A 20843-nucleotide genomic window follows, 5' to 3' on the forward strand; every position below is an offset into this window, starting at 1 on the left:
CACGCACAGTCGTGCACGTCCTGCTGGTACTGGCCGCGCTGTACGCGGTCCTGCCACTGGTCTGGCTGGTCACCTCGGCCACCAAGTCCGTCGGCGACTTCTCCACGACCGGCGCGTTCGAACTCGGGCAGTTCAACCTCGGCACGAACATCCAGGCGCTGTTCACCCAGGAGAACGGCATCTTCCTGGCCTGGATCGGCAATTCGCTGCTCTACGCCGGGCTCGGCGCGGTGCTCGGCTCGTTCATCTGCGCGGCCTGCGGGTACGCGATCGCGAAGCTCGACTTCCCGGGCCGCCGCGCGCTGTTCGCCGTGACGCTCGCCGGGGTCCTCGTGCCGACGACCGCGCTGGCCCTGCCGCTGTACCTGCTGGCTTCGCAGCTGCACGTCGTCGGGACGTTCTGGGCGGTGTTCATCCCGGTGCTCACCAACCCCTTCGGCGTCTACCTCGCCCGCGTCTACGCCGAGGCCGCGGTGCCCGGCGAGGTCCTGGAGGCGGCCCGGACCGACGGCGCGGGCGAGCTGCGGACGTTCTTCACCATCGGGCTGCCGATGATGCGGCCCGGCCTGGTGACGATCTTCCTGTTCCAGTTCGTCGGGATCTGGAACAACTTCTTCCTGCCGCTGGTGATGCTGACCGACCCGAAGCTGTTCCCGATGAGCCTCGGCCTGTACCAGTGGAGCACACGCGTGACCCAGTTCCCGCAGTACAACCCGCTCGTCATCACCGGCTCCCTGCTGGCCGTGCTGCCGCTGGTCGTCGCGTTCGTGCTGCTGCACCGGCAATGGCGGTCCGGGCTGGCGGCGGGCAGCGTCAAGTGACGCGCCGCCCCGAGACCCTGCTGGTGATGGCACGGGACACGATGGAGGTGCAGTTCGGCGAGGCGGAACTGGCCCGGCTGCGGGCCACGGCCCGGCTGGGCGAGCCGCTGTGCACCGACGAGCTGACGTCGGCGCCGGTGCGCGCGCGGCTGGCGGAGGTGGAGGTGCTGATCACGTCGTGGGGCTGTCCCCCGCTCGACGAGGCGGTCCTGCGCGCCGCCCCGAACCTGCGGGCGGTGCTGCACGCGGCGGGCAGCGTCCGCGACCACGTCGGCGCGGCGGTCTTCGACCGCGGCCTGCTCGTCACCACGGCCGCCGACGCCAACGCCGAGCCGGTCGCCCAGTACACCCTGGGCGCGATCCTGTGGGCGTTCAAGAAGGTGCCGTTCCTCGCCGCCGACGCCCGGAAGTCCCGGGAGGACTGGGGCTACCGCGACCGGCGGGGCGAGCTGTCCGGCCGGGACCGCACGGTGGTGCTGGTCGGCTTCTCCCGCGTCGGCCGCCGGGTCGCGGCCCTGCTGCGCCTGCTGGACCTGGCCCGGGTGGTGGTGGTCGACCCGGTGGCCGACCCGGCCGAAATCCGGGCGGCCGGCGCCGAGCCGGTCTCGCTGGCGGAAGCCCTGCCCCAGGCGGACGTGCTGAGCCTGCACGCGCCGTCGCTGCCGGAGACCCGGCACATGATCGGCGCCGCCGAGCTGGCCGCGCTGCCGCCCGGCGCGGTGCTGGTCAACACCGCCCGGGGCGCGCTCGTCGACACCGCGGCTCTGGAGCACGCCTGCGCCGAGGGCCTGCACGCCGTCCTCGACGTCACCGAGCCGGAGCCGCTGCCGGCCGGTTCGCCGCTTTACGACCTGCCGAACGTGGTGCTCACGCCGCACGTGGCGGGTTCGCTGGGGTCGGAGACCCGCCGGATGAGCGCCGAGGCGCTCGGCGAGCTCGAGCGCTACGCGGCCGGCCTGCCGCCCCGGGCTCCGGTGACGCGGCATTCGCTGGCGGTGCAGGCATGACCGCGCCTGGGCAGCACGCCGCGAGCCCGGGCCGCCACCTGGCCGTGCCGGCATGAGCGCCGTCGAGGACCGGCGGCTGTCGCCGTACACCGGCTGGACCCGCGCGCACTACGCCGCGCTGGCGGACCGGCTGCTCACCACGGCCGGGAAGTACCGCTCGCCGGCGGGCGCCCGGATCGACCTGCCCGGGCCGGCCAGCCGCAACGGCCGCGTCTCGGACGGTCTCGAAGGGTTCGCCCGGACGTTCCTGATCGCCGGCTTCCGCGTCGCCGGCGAGGGTGGCGCGGACCCGGGCGGGTTCCTCGAGCACTACGCCCGCGGGCTGGCCGCCGGCAGCGATCCGGCGTCGCCCGAGGCGTGGCCGCGGCCCGACGAGCTCGGGCAGTCCAAAGTGGAGGCCGCGTCGATCGCGCTGGTGCTCCAGCTGACCCGGCCCTGGCTGTGGGACCGGCTGGACGACGTCGTCCGCGAGCGGGTCGTCGCCTGGCTCGCGACGGTGATCGGGCAGCCCTACCCGCCGATCAACTGGGTGTGGTTCCGGATCGTCGTGGAGTCGTTCCTGCGCGAGGCCGGCGGACCGTGGTCGCCGGCGGACGTCGAGGAGGACCTCGCCGTGCACGCGTCGCTGCGGCGGCCCGGCGGCTGGCTCAGCGACGGCGACGAGCGCGCCTACGACCACTACACGGGCTGGGCCCTGCACCTGTACCCGTTGCTGTGGACGCACTTCTTCGACGTCACCGGAACCCTGTGCCCCGGCTCGCTGCGGCACCGGTGGGCGGCGGACCTGCGCGACTACCTCGACGACGCCGTGCGGCTCGTGGGCAGCGACGGCTCGCCGCTGCTGCAGGGCCGCAGCCTGGTCTACCGGTTCGCGGCCGCGGCGCCGTTCTGGGTGGGCGCGCTGACCGGGACGTCCCGGCTGTCCCCGGGCCTGACCCGCCGGGTGGCGGGCGGGATGGTGCGGCACTTCCCCACGTCCGACGGTGTGCTCAGCCTCGGCTGGCAGCACGCCTGGCCGGCCATGCGCCAGGCGTATTCCGGACCCGGTTCGCCGTACTGGGCCGCCAAAGGCCTGCTGGGACTGGCGATGCCCGCGCATCATCCCGTGTGGACGGACGTCGAGGAGCCGCTGCCGATCGAGACCGGCGACGTCGCCCGCGTCGTCACCGCACCCGGCTGGCTGGTTTCCGGACGACGTCGCGACGGCATCGCGCTGGTGGTCAACCACGGCACGGACCACGCCCGCCCCGGCGACCCGCGGTCCGATGCGCCGCTCTACGCCCGGCTCGGCTATTCGACGGCGACGTTCCCCCCACTCGGTTCCTTACCCGACAACGCGGTGTACGTGCTCGACAAGGACGGCCGGGCGAGCCACCGGGCCGGGTTCTCGACGTGCTACACGAAGGAGCTGCCGGGCGGGGTGCTGGCGGCGGCGTCCCAGGGCCGGGTCCGCTGGGTCGACACGTCCGCCGACGACTCCCCCGACCACGGTTCCGGCCGCAGCGGGCCGGTGGTGCCGGGGCCGGCGCTGACGGTGGCGTCCGTGGTGCGCGACGGCGTGGAGGTGCGGCTCGCCCGTCTCGACGGTGCTCCGGCCGGGTCACTGCGGCTGAGCGGCTGGCCGGTCTCGCACGCGACCCGGCCGGTGACCGAGCCGGGGGTGGCCGCCGCGCGGACGCCGGACCTGCGCTCGGAAGTGCGTTCCCTGCGCGGCTTCACCACGGCGGAGGTGACGGTCGAGTCCGGCACGTCGCCGCTGGGCGAGTGGACGGCGATCCCGTTCGTCGCGACCGAGGGGCCGCCGGAGCCGGGAGCGGTGTTCGCCGCGGTGGTGGTCCTGGACCGCGGCGGCCCGGACGAGCCCGACCCCTCCCTCACCATCGCCCCCGACGGCCGAGGCGGTCACCGGATCACCCTGGCCTGGCCCGGCGGCGTCACCGCCGAGGTAGCCCTCCCCGCCTCCGCGGATCATCACCCGTGACGGGGCGGGCATCACCCGTGCTTGAGCGGGCATCACCCGTGCTTGAGCGGGCATCACCCGTGATCAGGGAGGCATCACGCGAGATGCCCCTCCAGACACGCGTGATGCCCGCCGGGTCACGCTTGATGCCTCTTCCCGCACGAATGTCCTATTGACCTCTCCCCGCCTCATCCTGTTCCATTTTGTTGGGTTCTGTCTGAATCTTGTCGGAACATGGAGGTTCCTCCCGTGCGGCTGCGCGCTCTGAGTGTGGTTCTGTTGGCTCTCGCGGGAACCCTCTTGCCCGCCGGCCCAAGCCACGCGGCTGTCGACGACGTCTACGCCTACCTCGAAGATCCGCGGAAAGTCGGCGAAAACCAGGAGCCGCCGCACGCGTTCCTCGCTCCGTACGCCGATGTCGAGTCCGCCGTCCGGGGGCGGGAACAGACGCCGTTCACCCAGACTCTGGACGGGAAGTGGCGGATCGCCATGGCGGACAACCCCGCCCAGGTGCCCGCCGGTTTCCACGCCGCCGGGTACGACACGTCCGGCTGGCGCGAGGTCTCCGTGCCGCACACCTGGCAGACCGACGGCCTCGACCACCCCGTCTTCCGCAACATCGCCACCGAGATCCAGCCGGACGCGCCGCCGAAGGTGCCGCGTGACGTCAACCCCACCGCGGCCTACACCCGCGACTTCGACCTGCCCGCCGGCTGGGACCAGCGGCACACCTTCCTGCGCTTCGACGGCGTCACGTCGGCGTACTTCGTCTGGGTCAACGGCCAGTACATCGGCTACGACCAGGGCGGCTACACCCCGGCGGAGTTCGACATCTCCGCCGCGCTGAAGCCCGGCCCCAACCGGATCGCCGTCCAGGTGCACCGCTGGAGCGCGGGTGCCTACCTCGAGGACGTCGACCAGTGGCGGTACGCAGGCATCTTCCGGTCGGTGACGCTGACGTCCACGCCCGCCACCCACGTCCGGGACGTGACGCTGCGGACCGACCTCGACAGCACCTACACCGACGCCGTCCTGACCGCCGCCGTCGAGGTCGCGCGCAAGCCCGGCGGCACGACCGGCAAGCACACGGCCGCGCTCAGCCTCCGTGACGCGGCCGGCAAGGAGGTCGGCGCCACCCGCCAGGACGTCGAGGTCGGCGACAACGGCGGCGCGGCCACCCTCACTCTCCCCGTCCGCAACCCGGCCAAGTGGACCGACGAGACCCCGAACCTGTACACCGCCGTCCTGACGCTCACCGGCCCGGACGGCAGGACCACCCACGTCACCCGCGAAACCACCGGCTTCCGCGAGATCGAGATCCGGGACCGGCAGCTGCTGGTCAACGGCAAACGCGTGCTGTTCAAGGGCGTCAACCGCGCCGAAACCGACCCCGACCACGGCCGCCACGTGCCGCGCAAGGCGCAGGAACGCGATGTCGCGCTGCTGGAACAGCTGAACGTCAACGCCGTCCGCACCTCGCACTACCCCTCGGACCCGTACTTCTACAAGCTCGCGGACTCCCGTGGCCTCTGGATCGACGACGAGGTCGACATCGAGACGCACAACCACGAGAACTGCGCCCGGTGGTGCCAGGCGAACCAGCCCGAGTGGCGGGACGCCTTCCTCGACCGGCTGATCGGCATGGTGGAACGCGACAAGAACCACCCCAGCGTCTTCCTCTGGGACACCGGCAACGAAGCCGGCCTCGGCGCCCACCACTACGCGATGGCGGACTGGCTGCGGGCCAACGACCCGACGCGCCCGATCTACCACCAGTCCAACAACCCCGACGGCGACGCGCCCTTCGCGGACGTCTGGGGGCCGCGGTACCCGTCGCCGGAGCGGTTCGCCGAGCAGGCGAAGAGCACCACGAAACCGCTGATCTTCGGCGAGTACGCGCACGCGATGGGCAACAGCCTCGGCAACTTCCGCGAGTTCTGGGACACCATCCGCGCGCACCCGCAGACCCAGGGCGGGTTCATCTGGGACTGGGCCGAGCAGAACATCCGCCAGCGGGTCCGCACGGTCCCGGACGTGTCGGGCAACGGCATCGCCACCCACCTCTCCGGGCTGTCCAGGCTCGTCGACGGCCACCGCGGCAAGGCACTGGAACTGTCCGGTTTGGACGACTTCGCCGAGGTCTACCGCGACCGCAGGCTGGACCTCACCGGCACCGCGCTGACCCTGGACGCCTGGGTCAAGCCGGGCAAGTGGACCGGCGAGTTCGGGATCATCACCAAGGGCGACCACCAGTACTCGCTGAAGATGAAGAACGAGAACACGCTGGAGTTCTTCGTCCACAGTGGTACGTGGATCCCGGTGCAGGCGCCGGTGCCCGCCGACTTCTACGGCAACTGGCACCGCGTCACCGGCACCTACGACGGCACGATGCTGCGGCTGTACATCGACGGCCGCGAGGTCGGGCAGAAGGCGTTCACCGGCCGGATCGACTCTTCGTCGGCCGAGGTGAACATCGGGCGTGACTTCGAGACGTCGTGGAACGACCCCTCGACCATCGGCTGGCTGGGGCGGGGCCTGGTGGATGAGGTCCGCATCCACGACCGCGCGCTCACCGCGGCCGAGCTCGCCGCGTCGGAGCCGGCCCCGGGGGCGCTGCTCGCCCTCGACTTCGACAACGTGATCGACCGGGGCACCTACCTGTCCTACGGCTCCAGCCTGTCCGGAGTGGACGGACTGATCGGCGCGGACCGCAAGCCCCAGCCGGAGACCGCCCAGATGGCGTGGGCCCACCAGCCCCTCCGGTTCGCCTACGCCGACGGCGTCCTGTCGGTGACGAACGAACGCCAGTTCAGCGACACCGGCGACGTGAACCTCAGGTGGCGCGTCACCGAAGGCGCGAAGACGGTCAAGAGCGGCGAGCAGCCCCTGCGCGTCGCGGCGGCCGCCACCGGCCGGATCACCCTGCCGGTCAAGGCAAGTGACCGTGAGCGCTTCCTCACGGTCGAAGCGGTCGTCAAGCAGTCCGGGCCGACGCTGCCCGCGGGCCACGTCCTGGCGCACGACCAGTTCTCGCTCGGTGGCGCCCGGGTGCCGGGCCTCGACCAGGCACCGCTCGACTGGGGCCGGGTGACGGCGCGGGAGACGGCGGACGCGGTCACCGCGCAGGCCGGTCCGGTCGCCTACCGGGTGGACAAGCGCACCGGGACGCTGTCGTCGATGCAGTCGTGGGGCAAGGAGCTGCTGGCGAGCGGGCCGAAGCTCGACGCCTGGCGCGCGCCGATCAGCAACGAGACGTTCGCCTGGGGCCGGGCCGAGGGCGAAGACTGGCGCAAGCTGGGTCTGGACCGGCTGCAGACGACGGTGACCGGGGTCCGCGTGGACCGCGCGGGCAGCAGCGTCAGCGTCGTGGTGGACAGCCGGGTGGCGGCGCCGGACGTGGCGAACGCGTGGTTCGACCAGATCATGACGTACACGGTGGACTCGACGGGTGTGCTGCGCCTGGGTCACAAGGTGACGCCGCAGGGCGCGGTGCGCACGCTGAACTACCTGCCGCGCATCGGGGTGTCGCTGGGCGTCCCGGACAGCTTCAAGCGGTTCTCCTGGTACGGCCGGACCGCGGAAAGCTACGTCGATCGCAGGGACGGCACGCCGATCGCGGTGAACAAGTCCACTGTGGACGAGCAGTACGTGGACTACCACCGCCCGCAGGACCACGGCAACCACACCGACACCCGCTGGGCGCTGCTGACCGACGGCCGGCTGTCCGGCCTGCTGGTCAGCGGGGTGAAGGACGTCAGCGTCACGCCGTACGACGACCTCGACCGGGCGGCCTACCCGTTCCAGCTCCAGCGGAACAAGGGCTGGTTCACGCTGCACGCCGACCACGCGGCCACGGGCGTCGGCGACACCCCGAACCCGGTGCGGGAGAAGAGCCAGGTGGCGGCGGACACCACGTACGAGTACACGCTGTCGATGCGCCCGCTGAGCCTGGCCGAGGCGCTGACCGGCCTGCCCGCGGGCGGCTGAGCTCAGACGAGGAAGCCGCACCGAGGACTCTCTCTCGGTGCGGCTTCCTCGTGAGCACTCAGACCAGGTCGCTCCGGATCGCGAGCAGCTGCTCGCTCGACCGGTCTTCGCCGATCGCCGCGGAAAGGCCGCGGTCGGCGTTCGCGAAGCCACCGTGGTGGACGACTTCACGCGCGAACTTGGCCGCCACCTCGTAGTCGACGGCCTTGGTCGCGTTGAACGCCGCCCTGGCCGCGTGGAAGGCGGCGTCGAGGGTGCAGCCGATCGGCTGGACGACCGACGGCACCTCCAGCGCGGCGACCGGGCCCTGGACGTTCGCGAATTCTTCGATGCGGGTCACGTTCACTTCATCCATTTCAATTGCGGAAAATCGGCCGGGAAATTCCCGGTGGTCAGCGGTTGATGATCGCGTCGATCAGCTGCCGGGCGGACATGTCACCCGGCGAGGTGACCTCGACGGCCGGCACTCCGGGGTGGTAGCCGTGGCCGAAGGCCCGGCGGTACGCCTGGTCCGCCAGGTGGGCGGCCCGCGCCGTCTGGGTCGCGTCCTCGGCGGCGGCCACCGCCCGCAGGAGGTTGATGCAGCAGGTGGTGGGGTCCTCCGCGGTCGTGAACTCGAGCGGGCCGAGCGGCGACGGCACGTCGGTCAGATAGCGGGCAACGGCGGTGTCAGAGGAGTTGATTTCGCTCATGGCACCGAAGGTTAAAGTGCCGGATCCGCCGTGACATCCACCGAAACAACGAAACGGGAATGGCGATCGCCGAAGGTTTTTTCCCGCATCGGCGGTCACTCCGGACCGGCGCCGACCGGAACGTCCCGGTTCGCCCGGACCTGCCGGGTGATGCCGACCGCCACCACGACCACGGTCAACGCGAGGCTCGCCAGCAGCTGCGGCCGGCCGGACGGCGAGAAGAGCATCGCCACGAGCAGCGCCGCCATCGCCACGATCGACAGCCACGTCAGGTACGGGTAGCCCCACATCCGCAGCGGCAGGCCGGCCGGGTGCGCGGCTTCCAGCCGGCGCCGCATCCGCAGCTGGGTCACGGAGATGGCGAGCCAGATGAACACCGCCAGCGCGCCGGAGGTGTTGAGCAGGAAGCTGAACACCTCCTCCGGCACGAAGTAGTTGAGCACCACCGTGGCGAAGCCGATGACCGTCGAGACGAGGACCGCGACCCGCGGGACGCCGCCGGTGGAGATCCGCCGCCACGAACGGGGCGCGTCGCCGCGGCCCGAGAGCGAGAAGGCCATCCGGGACGCGGTGTACAGCCCCGAGTTCAGGCACGACAGGACGGCCGTCAGCACGATCACGTCCATCACGGTCCCGGCCGCCGGCAGCCCGATCAGGTCGAGCACGGCGACGTACGGGCTTTTGCCGACACTGGCGTCGTCGTAGGGCAGCAGCGTCACCACGACCGCGATGGAACCCAAGTAGAACACCAGGATGCGCCACATGATCGAGCGCACGGCCCGGCGAGCGGAGCCGACCGGGTCCGGCGACTCCGACGCCGCGATCGTGGCGATTTCGGCACCGAAGAAGGAGAAGACCACCACGAAGATCGCCGCGAACACCGGCCCGGCGCCGTGCGGGGCGAACCCGCCGTGGCCGGTGAGGTTGCGCAGCCCCGGCGCCTCGACCCCGGGCAGCACACCCAGCACCGCCGCGAGGCCGAGCAGGACGAACACGACGATCGCCGCGACCTTGATCGAGGCGAACCAGAACTCGAACTCGCCGTAGGACTTCACCGAGAACAGGTTCGTCACCGTGAGCACCGCCATCAGCACCAGCACCCACGCCCACTGTGGCAGGAGCGGGATCCAGCGGTGCACGATGGCGGCGCCCGCGGTGGCCTCGACCCCGATCGTGGTCACCCAGAACCACCAGTAGAGCCAGCCCACCGAGAAACCCGCCCAGCGGCCGATACCCTCCTCGGCGTAGGCCGAGAAGGAGCCCGTCCGCGGGTCGGCGGTCGCCATCTCCCCCAGCATGCGCATGACGAGGATCACGAGCACCCCGGCGAGCGCGTAGGTGATCAGCACAGCGGGCCCGGCGTCCGCGATCGCCTGGCCGGAACCGACGAACAGGCCGGCGCCGATCACCCCGCCGACGGCGATCATCGACAGGTGCCGGGAGCTCAGCGTCCGGGACAGGCCGGGCCCGTCTTCCCTCGGTGGTGCCATCAGGATTCCCCTGTTCTCGAAGCGGCGAAGAGAGCGCCATCACGCTAGGGCCCTGGCCGAGCCGCGTTCACTGCGCGAAGCCGGGAAAATCTTCCTCGGATCGAGAGAACCGCGATCGCGGCACGGGGAATCCGGAAAACGCGGGTTACGCTCGCGTGCTCACGCCGGGAGCGCGCCCAGCCGAGCGTCGATCAGGCCCTGCACGGAATGGGAGCCGATCTCCGCGACAGCGGATTCCGGATCGTCGCCGAAATGGCCGTGCCCGCCGAAATGGTGTGCGGCCGTGACGAGCACCGCACCGGTCGCGAAAGCCGTCACGACACCCGCGGCCACCGTCGCCGCCGCGGCATAGCAGGAAACGGGCTGGGCCGGCTGCTCGGCGGCGAATCCGAACTGCCCGCCGCGCGCGTCGATCAGTTCGGCCACCGAGCCACCCGCGACGTCGAGCCCGCGGGGCGCGTCGACGTCGGCGCGGTACCCGTGGTGCCCGCGGTGGTGGCCGAAGTTGTTGGCCCAGGCGTTGGCGACGTAGCCCGCGCAGGCCGCGACCGCGGCGCCGGCGCCGACCGCCGCGACCAGCACGGCGGTTTCGCACAGGGTCGGCGCGACCGCGGGGGTGAGGTAGGTTGCGCTCGCGCCGAAATCGGTGGCATCGGCGATGGTGACGACCCGGGACGGTGTGGCCACGGACATGATTCCCTTTCTTGGAAACATTGGATGTCTATTCCCGCGGCGCCGAGATTTCGATTCACCCGGCCGCCGCTTTCGCCACGATGACACGGACCGGTCGGCACGGCCAAGCGTGTTCAAGAAGTGTTCACCGTGGAGGCCGTGTGCGGTGAATCACCGCACTTCGCGGACCGGAATTCGCGCTTCCCCGTCATTCGGTGGATGTGCCGGTCGCGGAATGCTCGCTACTCTTTCCGGCACACGGCCCCATCCCGTCGACTCCCCTGGAGGTACTGTGAGCACGTCAGCCACGATCGAATCCCGCGTTCCCGCACTCGAGGAGATCGCCCCGCTTGAAATGGGGCTCCCGCAGAGCGAAAAGGCCTGGTTCCACGCCTTCGCGCACAAGGCCGTCGACGCCTGGGTCAACATCACCGGCGGCCAGGACGGTGTGCTGCACGAGAACCCCGACCCCGTCGACTTCGGCGAAGCCGGGGCCGCCAAGTTCTCCCTGGCGGACCTGCTCGAGACGCGCACCCAGCGCGTTTCCTGACCACCCGGCGCAAAAGCCGGGCCGGCTCCGGCCGGCCCGGCTTTCGCGCGTGGCGGAAACGAACGGTGCCGGAAGGGCCGCAGCCCTTCCGGGATCACGGGCGGCACGGGGTGACCGGACCCTCGATCCGGCCGTTCCAGCTCGCCGGCGCGCGGAAGCACCAGCCCCGCGTGTCGGCCAGGTCGACACCGATCATCTGCGTGCCGCGGTCGGAGGCGATGAAGCGCGTGGTGGCGGCGTTGGCAGGCACCCGGACCTTGTACGTGCCGCCGAGCGCACCCGCGGGCCACGTCGTGCACTTGTGCTTGACCCGCGGAACTCTCCCGCCGCCGAAAGTCCTTCCGCATCCCGCGGAATTCCCGCTTCTCCGCGTAACGGGACCGGACACCGGGTACCGTGCGCCCGGTGGAGGTGAGCATGCCCTCGATCCGAGACGTCGCCAGGCAGGCGCGGGTGTCCACGGCGACCGCGTCGCGCGCGCTGCGCGGGCTGCCTTCGGTCACCGCGGAGACCCGGGCGCGGGTCGAACGGGTGGCCGCCGAGCTCGGCTACGTGATCCCGTTCAACGCCTCCAGCCTGGCTTCGGGACGTACCAACTCGGTCGGGATCGTGGTTCCGTACGTGTCCCGGTGGTTCTTCGGCACGGTGATCGCCGGGGCGGAGGCGGTGCTGCGCGAAGCCGGCCTGGACCTCGTCGTGTACGGCGTGCCCGACGCGGCCGGCCGGGCCCGCTTCTTCGACCGGCTGCCGGTACGCCGCCGGGTCGACGCGCTGCTGGTCCTGTCCCTGCCGCTGACCACGGGCGAAGCCGACGCGCTGCGGGCGCTGCGGGTCCCGGTGGTCCTGGTCGGCAGCACCGCCGACGGCATCCCGTCGGTCCGCATCGACGACCTCGCCGCGGCGGCCCAGGCGGTGCGGCACCTGACCGGGCTCGGCCACCGCCGGATCGGCCTGCTCGGGGAGACCGATCCCCCGCCCCACGGGTTCGCCACGCCCGGCAAGCGCCGGAACGGCTACCTGCACGCCCTCGCGGAAGCCGGGATCGAGCCGGAGCCGGGGCTCGAGGCAGCCGGCGGGTTCACCGCCGCCGCCGGCGAAACGGCGATGGAGCGCCTGCTCGCGCAGCCGTCCCCGCCGACCGCGGTGTTCGCGATGTCCGACGAAATGGCCTTCGGCGCGTTGAAGACTCTTCGCCGCGCGCAGGTCGGCATCCCGGCCGAGGTGTCGGTGATCGGCTTCGACGACCACGAGCTGGCGGGCGCGCTCGACCTCACGACGATCGCGCAACCGGTGTCCGCCCAGGGAGAACGCGCGGCGGAGCTGCTGCTCGACCAGCTGCGGGGCCGGCCCCCGGCCGCGGATGTGGTGCTCCCCACGGAACTGGTCCGGCGGGGCAGCACCGGGCCGGCCCCCGTGCCGGTCTGAGCGCCGCCGCCTTCCGCGTTTTTCGGAACCACCGGCGTTTCCTCGCGCATCTTCCCGAATTCCGCGCAGGAAAGCGCGGCCGAGGCGGTGCAACGCTTACACTGAACCGGGCGGCGATGGTCGCCGTCGGATGTGCATCCTCGGCCGGGAAAGGGACTCCACGCTCGATGTCCGCGCAAAGAGCAATCAGGTGAACGGCCTCCGCGCCGAAATCTGGGGCCGGCTGGCCGTCGAAATCGAGCAGGTACCGCCCGCGCGGCGCAACAAGGCGCACGACCTCGTCACCATGGCCATCTCCTTGCTGTGCGAGGACATCGACGCGGACACCCGCACCGAGTGGGACGCGCGCAGGATCGCCGCGATGCAAACCATGGGCAACGGCTGCGCCGCCGACGGCTGGCCGCTGGACCAGGTGCTCGAGCTACTCGGCCGGACGGGCGAGGAGACCGTGGCCGTGCTGGCGGCCACGCCCGGCACCACCGCCGGCCGGCTGAAGGCGCTCACCGAAACCTGCAACCGCTTCCTGCGGGAACTGCTGCGCGGCTACCAGGAAACGACGCTCGCGGTGAGGTCCCCGCGGTCCGCGGCGTACGACGACGCCGTGGCGCTCCTCCGCGGCGACGCGGCGACCGACCAGGGCCGGTTCGCGCCGGCCTACGCCGTGATGGCGTTCCGGACCGTCTCCGCGTCCACTGTGGACGACTCCGTGTTCGGCGAACCGGGCACCGGCGTGCTGACCGCACTGTGCGAACACGGCGGGTACGTGCTGGTCCCCGCCGGCGACGAGGAAACCGGCTTCGCCCGGTGCGCCGGCCTGCACACGTCCCTCCCCGACGGAACCTGGGCGGGCGTCTCGTGGCAGAAGACCGGGCGGCTGCCCGCCGGGCGGGCCGAGGCGGCGGACGTGGTGACGGCGGCACTGGCGGCCCGGCGGCCGCCGGGGTGCTACCTGCTCGGCGACGTGCTGGTGGAGTACGCCGTGCTGACCCAGCGGCCGGTGGCCGACCTGCTCGTCGCCAAGATCGAGCCGATCACGCGCAACGAGGTCCTGCTGGAAACCCTGCGCGCGCTGCTGGCGGCCGACGGCAACCGGTCCAAGGCCGCGGCCGAGCTGATCATCCACCGCAGCACGTTGGACTACCGGCTGCAGCGCATCGAACAGCTGACGGGCTACGACCCGACGTCGCTGCGCCAGCTGCACATCCTCAGCACGGCCCTCACGGCACACGAGGCGACCACCACCCCGCCCCCGCCGTTGCCGCTGGAGGAATCCGGGCACTGAGGCTTTCGCCGAATGCGAATTGATTCCGCCGCCGGCTTGGCCGAGACTGGCGAAGCCGATCATCGATCGGCGGACGGTCGATGTGGACCGGTTTCCTTTCCGCATTCTTCCGGAAGCAGGCGCGCATGGTCATCCATTTCGTCCGGCACGGCGAATCGCTGGCGAACGAGCAGAACCTCTTCGCGGGCAGGCAGGACACCCCGCTCACCGAGCTGGGCCTCCGGCAGGCGCGGCAGGCGGGCGACCGCGTCGCCGCACTCGGGATCCACTACGACGAGGTGCACGTTTCGCCGCTGGACCGGGCCCGGCGCACCGCCGGCGTGATCGTCGACCGGCTCGGCGCCCACCCCGAACTGGTCGTTTCGGACGCGCTCGTCGAGCGCGACTTCGGCGTCTTCACCGCCCAGAACAAGAGCCTGGTGAAGAAGAGCATCGGCTTCCGCGCCTACACCGAATACTTCCACAGCAGCACCGGGTGCCCGCCCGGCGGGGAGTCCTGGAGCCTGCTGCACGACCGGATCCGCCGGTACTACGAGCAGGTCCTGCTGCCCCGGTCCCGGGCCGGGAAGAACATCCTCGTGGTCGCGCACAAGTACGTGGTCGAGATGTTCGCCGTCGTCGTCGCGGACCTCGCGGCGGAGGACTACCACGACCTGAAGGTCCCCAATGCGCGCCCGGTGTCCGAAGCGGACCTGCGGCGGCTCGTGCGCGGCTCGGCGAAGACGTCCGCGGTGCACGACTTCGGCGAGATCGTCGAGATCCGGCTCCCGGTCCTCGTGGCGGGCGGCGCCGCGCTCGGCGCGGCGGCCCAGCTGGCCCTGCACGTTCCGATCCCGGCGCCGGTCTTCACCGGGGTGCTGGTCGCACTGCTGGGGCTGAGCACGTTCTTCGGCATGCTCCGGCTCCATTCCGGGGTACTGCGGGAATACGGCCCGAGCATCCGGAAGGCGCTGCCGTTGACGGCGCTGCGGGTCGGCGCCGGGCTGGCCCTCGTCTGGTTCTTCGCCGACGGCCCCGCGTCGTCGCTCGGCCTGTTCCTGCTCCTGCCACCGGCACTGCTGACGCCGGCCCTTTCCCTGCTGTGGGGCGGCGACTACTTCGCCGCCGTCCGGCAGACGGTGACGGCCTCGCTCGTGCTGCCGGTCGTGGTGCTGGCGGCCGCGTGGTTCCCGCACCGGCTGCCCGGGCTCGGCACGGCGGCGGCCGGCTACGTCGCGGTGCTGGGCGGGGCGATGGTGCTGCCCGCGATCGTCGCGCAGGTGCTCCGCCGCCGCGACCCCATCCGGGCCGGGCAGCTGAGCACCAACTGGACCTGGGTCGGCGGCGCCGCGCTGGTCCCGCTGGCCGCGGTCGCCACCTTCGCGTTGACGCCGGCGGACGGCGTGCACCCGGCCGGCTTGCTGCCGGCCGTGGCGGTCGTGCTCGCGACCCTGCTCGTGCTGCGCGCGATCGCCGTGCTGTACCTCAGGAAACGCGCCCTCCCGGCCGGCGAGGCCCGCGACCTGTTCATCACCCAGTGCACGCCCAACATCTTCCTGTGGTTCACGTTCGCCGGCGCGCTCGGGCACGGCGGGGCGTTGCTGGCACCGGTCGCCGCCTTCGGGTTTTTCGCGGCGATGCCGGCGGACGAGTTCGTCTTCGTGCGGCGCCACCGGAAGAAGCTGGGGGCCGCGATGGCGCGGAGTGTCACGCCGGTCGCCGTCCCGGCGCGAGCGTGACGAGGTGGAAGCTTCCACCCGGCTCGCCCGCGCCCGCCGCGGGCGGAGCCGGTGCGCACGGTGCCGGCCTGCCGGCGCACCAGCTCATCGCTCTGCTGCCGGGCCTGTCCTGAGCGGCTGCCCGTGTTCGCGGTGCTCAGCGGCCGAACGCGGCCGCGTTGTCACCGGCCCAGTCGGCGAAGGTGAGCGCGGGCCTGCCCAGGAGGTCCGCCACGGTGCCGGTCGTCGGACCGGGACGCTCGCTGTAGTCGGCCAGGGACCCGAGCAGGCGGGCGGGGACCTCCTCGGGCAGCCCCTGCGCGAGCAGGCCCTGCCGGACCTGCTCGGGCGGGAGCTCCTGGAAGGACAGTGTCCGGCCGAGGGCGGCGCCGATGAGCCGCACCTTTTCGTGCTGGTCCAGCGACTGCGGCCCGGTCAGCGTGTACACCGCATCCGCCGGGAGCTCGCCGCGGAGGGCTTGGACGGCGACCGCGGCGATGTCGGCCTCGTGGATCGGCGAGCTGGCCGCCCGGCCGTACGCGCCGCGCACCACGTCGCCCGCCTTGATCTGGGGTGCCCAGGCCAGCGCGTTGGCGGCGAAGTCGGCCAGGCGCAGGACCGTCCACTCCAGACCGGACTGGGTGACGAGGTCCTCGGCCGCCGTGAACTGGGCGGCGAAGCGGGGCTCGCCCGCGGGGTACTCCACGGTGGTGGCCGACAGCAGCACCACGCGCCGCACCCCTTGCTTGACGGCCAGCTTCAGCAGCTCGCCGAGCCCGGGACCGGTGGCGCGCGGGCTGATCTGCACCGCTTCGACGCCGTCCAGCGCCGCCTCGATCCACTGGGGGTGGAACAGGTCGCCCCGGACGGTTTTCCCGCCGGGCAGCGACGTCCCGTCGAGACCGCGGGTGACCGCGACAGCCTCGTCCGGCAGCAGTTTCAGCACCTGGCGTCCCACGACGCCGTTGGCTCCGGTGAGCAGGATCATGGTGATCGTTCCTTTCTCGGACGAGGTCAGCCGGCGGTCACGAGCGGCTCTGCGGCCGCGACGACGTGGCGGCGCCGCACCGGGGCCATCGAGGTCGGGTGGGCGATGCTCCACGCCGCGGTCTTGCAGATGAGTTCCTTGACGCGCGCGGCCGTCTTGCCGGTGAGGGCGGACGGCTTCGGCCGGTCGTCCGGGGTCACCCACTGCACGAGTGCGTCGTGGCGGCCGAGGCTGATGCACTGGCCGCTGTAGCCGATCTTGTTCTCCGGGAGCGGGCGTCCGGTCAACCGGGCGGCGATGGCGTCGGCGGCCTGGTGCGCCGTCGGCACCCCCGAGGCGCAGGACATCCGCAGCGGCGCACCGCTCGCGCCCTTGGCGAACGCGGCGTCACCGACGGCGTAGACGTCGGCGTGCGAGACCGACCGCATCGTGTCGTCGACGACGATCTGCCCGGTCTCGGCGACTTCCAGGGTCGTGGCCGCGGCGATGGGGTGCACGGCGAACCCGGCCGTCCAGACGGTCACGTCGGCCGGGATCCTGCGGCCGTCGGCGGTGACCGCGGCGCCCGGTTCGACGCCCGTGATGCCGGTGTTCTCGTGCACGGTGATGCCGAGCCGGTCGAACGTCCTGCGCAGGTGGCTCTGCCCCTTCTCGCTCAGCCAGTCACCGAGGCCGGCGCGGGCGGCGATGGCGACGTCGAGGTCCGGGCGAGCTTCGGCGATCTCGGTGACGGCTTCGATGCCGGTGAGGCCGCCGCCGGCGACCAGCACGGTCCCGCCCGCGGCCAGCTCGGCCAGGCGCCCCCGCAACCGCAGCGCGGACTGCTTGCCGGCGATGTGGTGGGCGTGCTCGGCGACGCCCGGGACGCCGTGGTCGCCCGCCGTGCTGCCGAGGGCGTAGACGAGCGTGTCGTAGGCGAGCTCGTCACCGCCGGTGAGGGCGACGGTCTTCCGTTCGGCGTCGACGGCGGCGACCCGCGCGATCCGCACCTGCACCCCGGTGCCGGCGAAGACGTCGGCCAGCGGGCGGGGCTTCAGGTCCTGCCCGGTCGCCAGCTGGTGCAGGCGGACGCGCTCGACGAACTCGGCGTCGGCGTTGACGAGGGTGATCTCGGTGTCGGCGGGGTGCAGCCGCTTCGCGAGGCGCCCGGCGGCGTTGGCTCCGGCGTATCCGGCCCCGAGAACGACGATGCGGTGCTTCATGGTTTTGCTCCTGTCCGGTCGGTGTGTGCTCCCTGAACCGGACAGCGGCGCGAAACCTGACAGAAGCTCGATGTGACCTGAGTCACCAGTCGCCGGCGAGCGGCTCCCCGTGGTCGGCGCCCGCCCAGCCGCGCATCGCGCGGCCGAGCTTGGCGGGGTTCGCCTGGGCGTGGACGGCCGCGATGCCGCCGTCGGTCACGTCCAGCGTGAAGACGCCGGCGATCCGCTCCCCGACCACCATGACCAGCGCGGGCATCCCGTTGGCGACCGCCGCGTACAGGTCGGGGCGGCCGCCGACCATGTCCCACTTGGCGTCGCTGGGCGTGAACAGCGTGCGCAGGAACCGGGCCACCCGCAGGGCACCGGTGATCGGCCGCCGCACCGAGAGGACCACGCCGCCGCCGTCGCCGATGCTGACGGCGTCGTCGGCCAGCATCTTGACGAGGGAGTCGGTCCGGCCGCTGAGGGCCGCGGCGAGGAACTCCTCGACGATCTTGCGGGCGGCTGCCGCGTCGACCTCGACCCGGCGCCGGTCGGCGGCCAGGTGCTGCTTGGCCCGCCGGTAGATCTGCTGGCAGTTCGGCTCGGTGAGGTCGAGCACCTCGGCGATCTCGCCGTGCGAGTACCCGAACGCCTCGCGCAGCACGTAGACGACGCGTTCCTTGGCCGAGAGCCGCTCCATCAACGTGAGCATCGCGATCGAGACGGATTCCCGCTGCTCGACGGTGTCCGACGGGCCGAGCATCCGGTCGCCGGCGAAGACCGGCTCGGGCAGCCACTGGCCCACGTAGGTCTCCCGCTTGGCACGCGCGGAGGTGAGCCGGTTGAGGCAGAGGTTGGTGAGCACCTTCGTGAGCCACGCTTCGGGCGTCTCGATGCGGTCCCGTTCGGCGGACTGCCAGCGCAGGAACGTGTCCTGCACCGCGTCTTCGGCGTCGGTCGCCGACCCCAGCAGGCGGTAGGCGATGGCTTCCAGCCTCGCCCTGGCGCTCTCGAACACCTCGACCTCGTGCACACCGACCGGCATGCCTTCAGTCAACCAGGTGTCCGGTCGGTGGTGTCCGGTTTTCGCCAACCCGTCCGGCCCGGACGTGCGCTCGGCCGCGGCCGGGGAACCTAACTCGCCGGGAGCCGCCGGTCTTCGCGGGCGCGGCGGGCCGCGATGCGGGCGTCCGTGCGGGCCTGGCACAGTGCCACCGCGAGCCGGGCCGACACCACCAGGATCGCCACCGCCGCCACGACCACCTGTGCTCCGGTGTCCATCCGGCCGCTCCTTCCCGGCTTGCGCCTGTTCCCCTCATGACACCACCCGGGACCCCGCGCCACCGGCCCGGCGGGCCCGGGTGGGGAAATCCCTCACGACCACGGCCGGCCCGTCCGCCGTTCGAGGAACCTTCTCCCCGATTCGGCGTCTTTCCGCCCGCGCGCCGCCGTCCGCGCCCGAAACTGGACGTCCGTGATCCCCGGCCGATCGGGAGCAGACCATGAGCACCGCCGTCGTCGTCGGCAGCGGCCCCAACGGGCTCGCCGCCGCCGTGGCACTGGCCCGCGAGGGTGTCGAAGTCACCGTGCTCGAGGCCGCCGGGCGGATCGGCGGTGGCGCCCGGTCCACCGAGGCCATCCTGCCGGGGCTGCTGCACGACGACTGCTCGGCGTTCCACCCGATGGCCGTCGGCTCGGCCTTCCTCGCGCAGCTGGGCCTCGACCGGTACGGCCTGTCCTGGGCGTGGCCGGAGATCGACTGCGCGCACCCGCTCGACGGCGGGGACGCGGCCCTGCTGCACCGGTCCGTCGCGGCCACCGAAGCCGCCCTCGGCTCCGACGGCGCCCGCTGGCGGCGCGCCTTCGGCCGCCCGGCGGCGCGGTTCGACGCGCTCGCCGAGGACATTATGGGCCCGCTGGTGCGGTTCCCGAAGCACCCCTTGACGCTGGCGCGGTTCGGCCTGCCCGCCACCCTGCCCGGTGCCGTCTTCGCGCGGCTGTTCGCCACGGAGCGGGCGCGGGCGCTCTTCGGCGGCATCGCCGCGCACGCCTTCCGGCCGCTGCACCACCCGATGACGTCGGCCATCGGCCTCGGCATCATCGCGGCCGGGCACCGGCACGGCTGGCCGGTCGCCGTCGGCGGGTCCGGCTCGATCACCACCGCGCTGGCGAAGCTGCTGGCCGACCTCGGCGGCCGGATCGAGACGGGCGTGCGCGTCACCTCGGCGACGCAGCTCCCGCCCGCCGACGTGACGCTGTTCGACCTCACCCCTGGCGCGGTCGCGGACATCCTCGGCGACCGCCTGCCCCCGCGGATCGCCCGCGCCTACCGCCGGTACCGGCACGGGCCGGGCGCGTTCAAGGTCGACTTCGCCGTCGAGGGCGGCGTGCCGTGGGCCAACACCGACGTCCGCCGGGCCGGCACCGTCCACTTGGGCGGGACCTACGCCGAGCTCGCCGCGGGCGAACGCGAAATCCACGCCGGACGGCTGCCGGCGCGACCGTTCGTCCTGGCCGGGCAGCAGTACCTGGCCGATCCCGGCCGCTCGGCGGGCACCGTCCATCCACTGTGGACGTACGCGCACGTGCCGCACGGCTACCCGGGCGACGCCACCGAAGCCATCATCGAACAGATCGAACGGTTCGCGCCCGGCTTCCGCGACCGGATCGTCGGCACGGCGGTCCGCTCGGCCACGCAGATGGCGGTGTACAACCCCAACTACGTCGGCGGCGACGTCATCACCGGCGCCACGACCGTCCGCCAGCTCGTGTTCGGGCCGCGGATCACGCTTTCGCCGTACGACGTCGGCGTGCCGGGCATGTACCTGTGCTCGGCGGCGACCCCGCCCGGCGCGGGCGCGCACGGCATGTGCGGCGCGAACGCCGCCGCGCGGGCCCTGCGCCACCTCCGCCGCGCCCGGCGGGCGTGACCGCGTTCCGCGTTTCCCCCGGGAAGGTTTCCGCCGATCGCTGATGGCCCGCGGGCCGGTGGGCGAAATACGCTTGTCCCATGGCCGCGCCCGGTGGGGACACCCGGGTGGCCGGCCCCACAGCCGGGCCCGCTCGCCCGTACGCCCCCAGGACGGGC

At 72.4% G+C, this 20843-nt stretch carries 18 protein-coding genes; 9 read left to right on the forward strand and 9 right to left on the reverse strand.

The window, feature by feature from the left end; all coding sequences use genetic code 11:
* The first annotated feature begins 11 nt into the window (after positions 1–11).
* The 4 genes from I4Q55_RS06025 (at position 12) to I4Q55_RS06040 (ending at position 7775) form a co-directional block, all read left to right on the forward strand.
* Entirely contained in the window at positions 12–821 is an 810-nt protein-coding gene (locus I4Q55_RS06025; protein ID WP_206785051.1) for a carbohydrate ABC transporter permease, read from the forward strand.
* Positions 818–1828 carry a hydroxyacid dehydrogenase gene (locus I4Q55_RS06030; protein ID WP_206784985.1) on the forward strand — a complete coding sequence of 337 codons (1011 nt, stop codon included), beginning with the start codon at positions 818–820 and terminating at the stop codon, positions 1826–1828. The genes I4Q55_RS06025 and I4Q55_RS06030 overlap by 4 nt, the downstream gene beginning before the upstream one ends.
* Positions 1829–1880: 52 nt before the next feature.
* Positions 1881–3809, forward strand: coding sequence for a DUF2264 domain-containing protein (locus I4Q55_RS06035; RefSeq protein WP_206784986.1), 1929 nt, complete (start codon positions 1881–1883; stop codon positions 3807–3809).
* 279 nt (positions 3810–4088) lie between these two features.
* The gene (locus I4Q55_RS06040; RefSeq protein ID WP_242545318.1) at positions 4089–7775 is read left to right on the forward strand and encodes a glycoside hydrolase family 2 TIM barrel-domain containing protein; all 3687 of its coding nucleotides are present in this window, start codon (positions 4089–4091) and stop codon (positions 7773–7775) included.
* A gap of 58 nt (positions 7776–7833) precedes the next feature.
* On the opposite strand, the gene I4Q55_RS06045 is transcribed toward I4Q55_RS06040, so the two are convergent.
* From I4Q55_RS06045 to I4Q55_RS06060, 4 genes are all read right to left on the reverse strand, one after another.
* On the reverse strand, positions 7834–8115 hold the full coding sequence (locus tag I4Q55_RS06045) for a hypothetical protein (protein ID WP_206784988.1): 282 nt from the start codon (positions 8113–8115) through the stop codon (positions 7834–7836).
* A gap of 52 nt (positions 8116–8167) precedes the next feature.
* Positions 8168–8467, reverse strand: coding sequence for a hypothetical protein (locus tag I4Q55_RS06050; RefSeq protein ID WP_206784989.1), 300 nt, complete (start codon positions 8465–8467; stop codon positions 8168–8170).
* A gap of 95 nt (positions 8468–8562) precedes the next feature.
* A complete protein-coding gene (locus I4Q55_RS06055; RefSeq protein WP_206784990.1) occupies positions 8563–9957 on the reverse strand; it encodes an amino acid permease in 1395 nt (464 codons plus the stop codon).
* A 159-nt stretch (positions 9958–10116) separates the two neighbouring features.
* Positions 10117–10650, reverse strand: a complete 534-nt coding sequence (locus tag I4Q55_RS06060) for a hypothetical protein (RefSeq protein ID WP_206784991.1) — start codon at positions 10648–10650, stop codon at positions 10117–10119.
* Positions 10651–10921: 271 nt separating this feature from the next.
* Here I4Q55_RS06060 and I4Q55_RS06065 point away from each other — a divergent pair, with 271 nt between their 5' ends.
* Entirely contained in the window at positions 10922–11179 is a 258-nt protein-coding gene (locus I4Q55_RS06065; protein WP_206784992.1) for a hypothetical protein, read from the forward strand.
* Positions 11180–11273: 94 nt separating this feature from the next.
* On the opposite strand, the gene I4Q55_RS06070 is transcribed toward I4Q55_RS06065, so the two are convergent.
* Positions 11274–11429 (reverse strand): hypothetical protein, encoded by a 156-nt coding sequence (locus I4Q55_RS06070; protein WP_206784993.1) that lies wholly within the window; start codon positions 11427–11429, stop codon positions 11274–11276.
* A gap of 167 nt (positions 11430–11596) precedes the next feature.
* On the opposite strand from I4Q55_RS06070, the gene I4Q55_RS06075 reads away from it, so the two are divergent.
* From I4Q55_RS06075 to I4Q55_RS06085, 3 genes are all read left to right on the forward strand, one after another.
* Entirely contained in the window at positions 11597–12604 is a 1008-nt protein-coding gene (locus I4Q55_RS06075) for a LacI family DNA-binding transcriptional regulator (RefSeq protein ID WP_206784994.1), read from the forward strand.
* 190 nt (positions 12605–12794) lie between these two features.
* On the forward strand, positions 12795–13886 hold the full coding sequence (locus tag I4Q55_RS50510; protein WP_206784995.1) for a CdaR family transcriptional regulator: 1092 nt from the start codon (positions 12795–12797) through the stop codon (positions 13884–13886).
* Between the two features lie 125 nt (positions 13887–14011).
* The gene (locus tag I4Q55_RS06085; protein ID WP_206784996.1) at positions 14012–15604 is read left to right on the forward strand and encodes a histidine phosphatase family protein; all 1593 of its coding nucleotides are present in this window, start codon (positions 14012–14014) and stop codon (positions 15602–15604) included.
* A 136-nt stretch (positions 15605–15740) separates the two neighbouring features.
* Here the strand turns inward: I4Q55_RS06085 and I4Q55_RS06090 are convergent, their stop codons facing one another.
* The 4 genes from I4Q55_RS06090 to I4Q55_RS06105 form a co-directional block, all read right to left on the reverse strand.
* Positions 15741–16571: an NAD(P)H-binding protein gene (locus I4Q55_RS06090; protein ID WP_206784997.1), complete on the reverse strand. Its 831-nt coding sequence runs from the start codon at positions 16569–16571 to the stop codon at positions 15741–15743.
* A 26-nt stretch (positions 16572–16597) separates the two neighbouring features.
* Positions 16598–17773, reverse strand: a complete 1176-nt coding sequence (locus I4Q55_RS06095) for an NAD(P)/FAD-dependent oxidoreductase (RefSeq protein WP_206784998.1) — start codon at positions 17771–17773, stop codon at positions 16598–16600.
* A gap of 82 nt (positions 17774–17855) precedes the next feature.
* Positions 17856–18800: an RNA polymerase sigma-70 factor gene (locus I4Q55_RS06100; protein WP_206784999.1), complete on the reverse strand. Its 945-nt coding sequence runs from the start codon at positions 18798–18800 to the stop codon at positions 17856–17858.
* 89 nt (positions 18801–18889) lie between these two features.
* The gene (locus I4Q55_RS06105; protein WP_206785052.1) at positions 18890–19036 is read right to left on the reverse strand and encodes a hypothetical protein; all 147 of its coding nucleotides are present in this window, start codon (positions 19034–19036) and stop codon (positions 18890–18892) included.
* A gap of 221 nt (positions 19037–19257) precedes the next feature.
* On the opposite strand from I4Q55_RS06105, the gene I4Q55_RS06110 reads away from it, so the two are divergent.
* Entirely contained in the window at positions 19258–20685 is a 1428-nt protein-coding gene (locus I4Q55_RS06110) for an NAD(P)/FAD-dependent oxidoreductase (RefSeq protein ID WP_206785000.1), read from the forward strand.
* Positions 20686–20843: the final 158 nt, after the last annotated feature.

Source organism: Amycolatopsis sp. MtRt-6 (assembly GCF_017308975.1).
Classification (GTDB): Bacteria; Actinomycetota; Actinomycetes; order Mycobacteriales; family Pseudonocardiaceae; genus Amycolatopsis.

What these genes read in the sequence shown, in the direction of transcription:
- I4Q55_RS06090 (WP_206784997.1), bottom strand. Translation starts at nt 16,571, where the DNA reads ATGATCCTGCTCACCGGAGCCAACGGCGTCGTGGGACGCCAGGTGCTG.
- I4Q55_RS06105 (WP_206785052.1), bottom strand. Translation starts at nt 19,036, where the DNA reads ATGGACACCGGAGCACAGGTGGTCGTGGCGGCGGTGGCGATCCTGGTG.
- I4Q55_RS06110 (WP_206785000.1), top strand. Translation starts at nt 19,258, where the DNA reads ATGAGCACCGCCGTCGTCGTCGGCAGCGGCCCCAACGGGCTCGCCGCC.
- I4Q55_RS06075 (WP_206784994.1), top strand. Translation starts at nt 11,597, where the DNA reads ATGCCCTCGATCCGAGACGTCGCCAGGCAGGCGCGGGTGTCCACGGCG.
- I4Q55_RS06055 (WP_206784990.1), bottom strand. Translation starts at nt 9,957, where the DNA reads ATGGCACCACCGAGGGAAGACGGGCCCGGCCTGTCCCGGACGCTGAGC.
- I4Q55_RS06060 (WP_206784991.1), bottom strand. Translation starts at nt 10,650, where the DNA reads ATGTCCGTGGCCACACCGTCCCGGGTCGTCACCATCGCCGATGCCACC.
- I4Q55_RS06095 (WP_206784998.1), bottom strand. Translation starts at nt 17,773, where the DNA reads ATGAAGCACCGCATCGTCGTTCTCGGGGCCGGATACGCCGGAGCCAAC.
- I4Q55_RS06100 (WP_206784999.1), bottom strand. Translation starts at nt 18,800, where the DNA reads ATGCCGGTCGGTGTGCACGAGGTCGAGGTGTTCGAGAGCGCCAGGGCG.
- I4Q55_RS06050 (WP_206784989.1), bottom strand. Translation starts at nt 8,467, where the DNA reads ATGAGCGAAATCAACTCCTCTGACACCGCCGTTGCCCGCTATCTGACC.
- I4Q55_RS06035 (WP_206784986.1), top strand. Translation starts at nt 1,881, where the DNA reads ATGAGCGCCGTCGAGGACCGGCGGCTGTCGCCGTACACCGGCTGGACC.
- I4Q55_RS06085 (WP_206784996.1), top strand. Translation starts at nt 14,012, where the DNA reads ATGGTCATCCATTTCGTCCGGCACGGCGAATCGCTGGCGAACGAGCAG.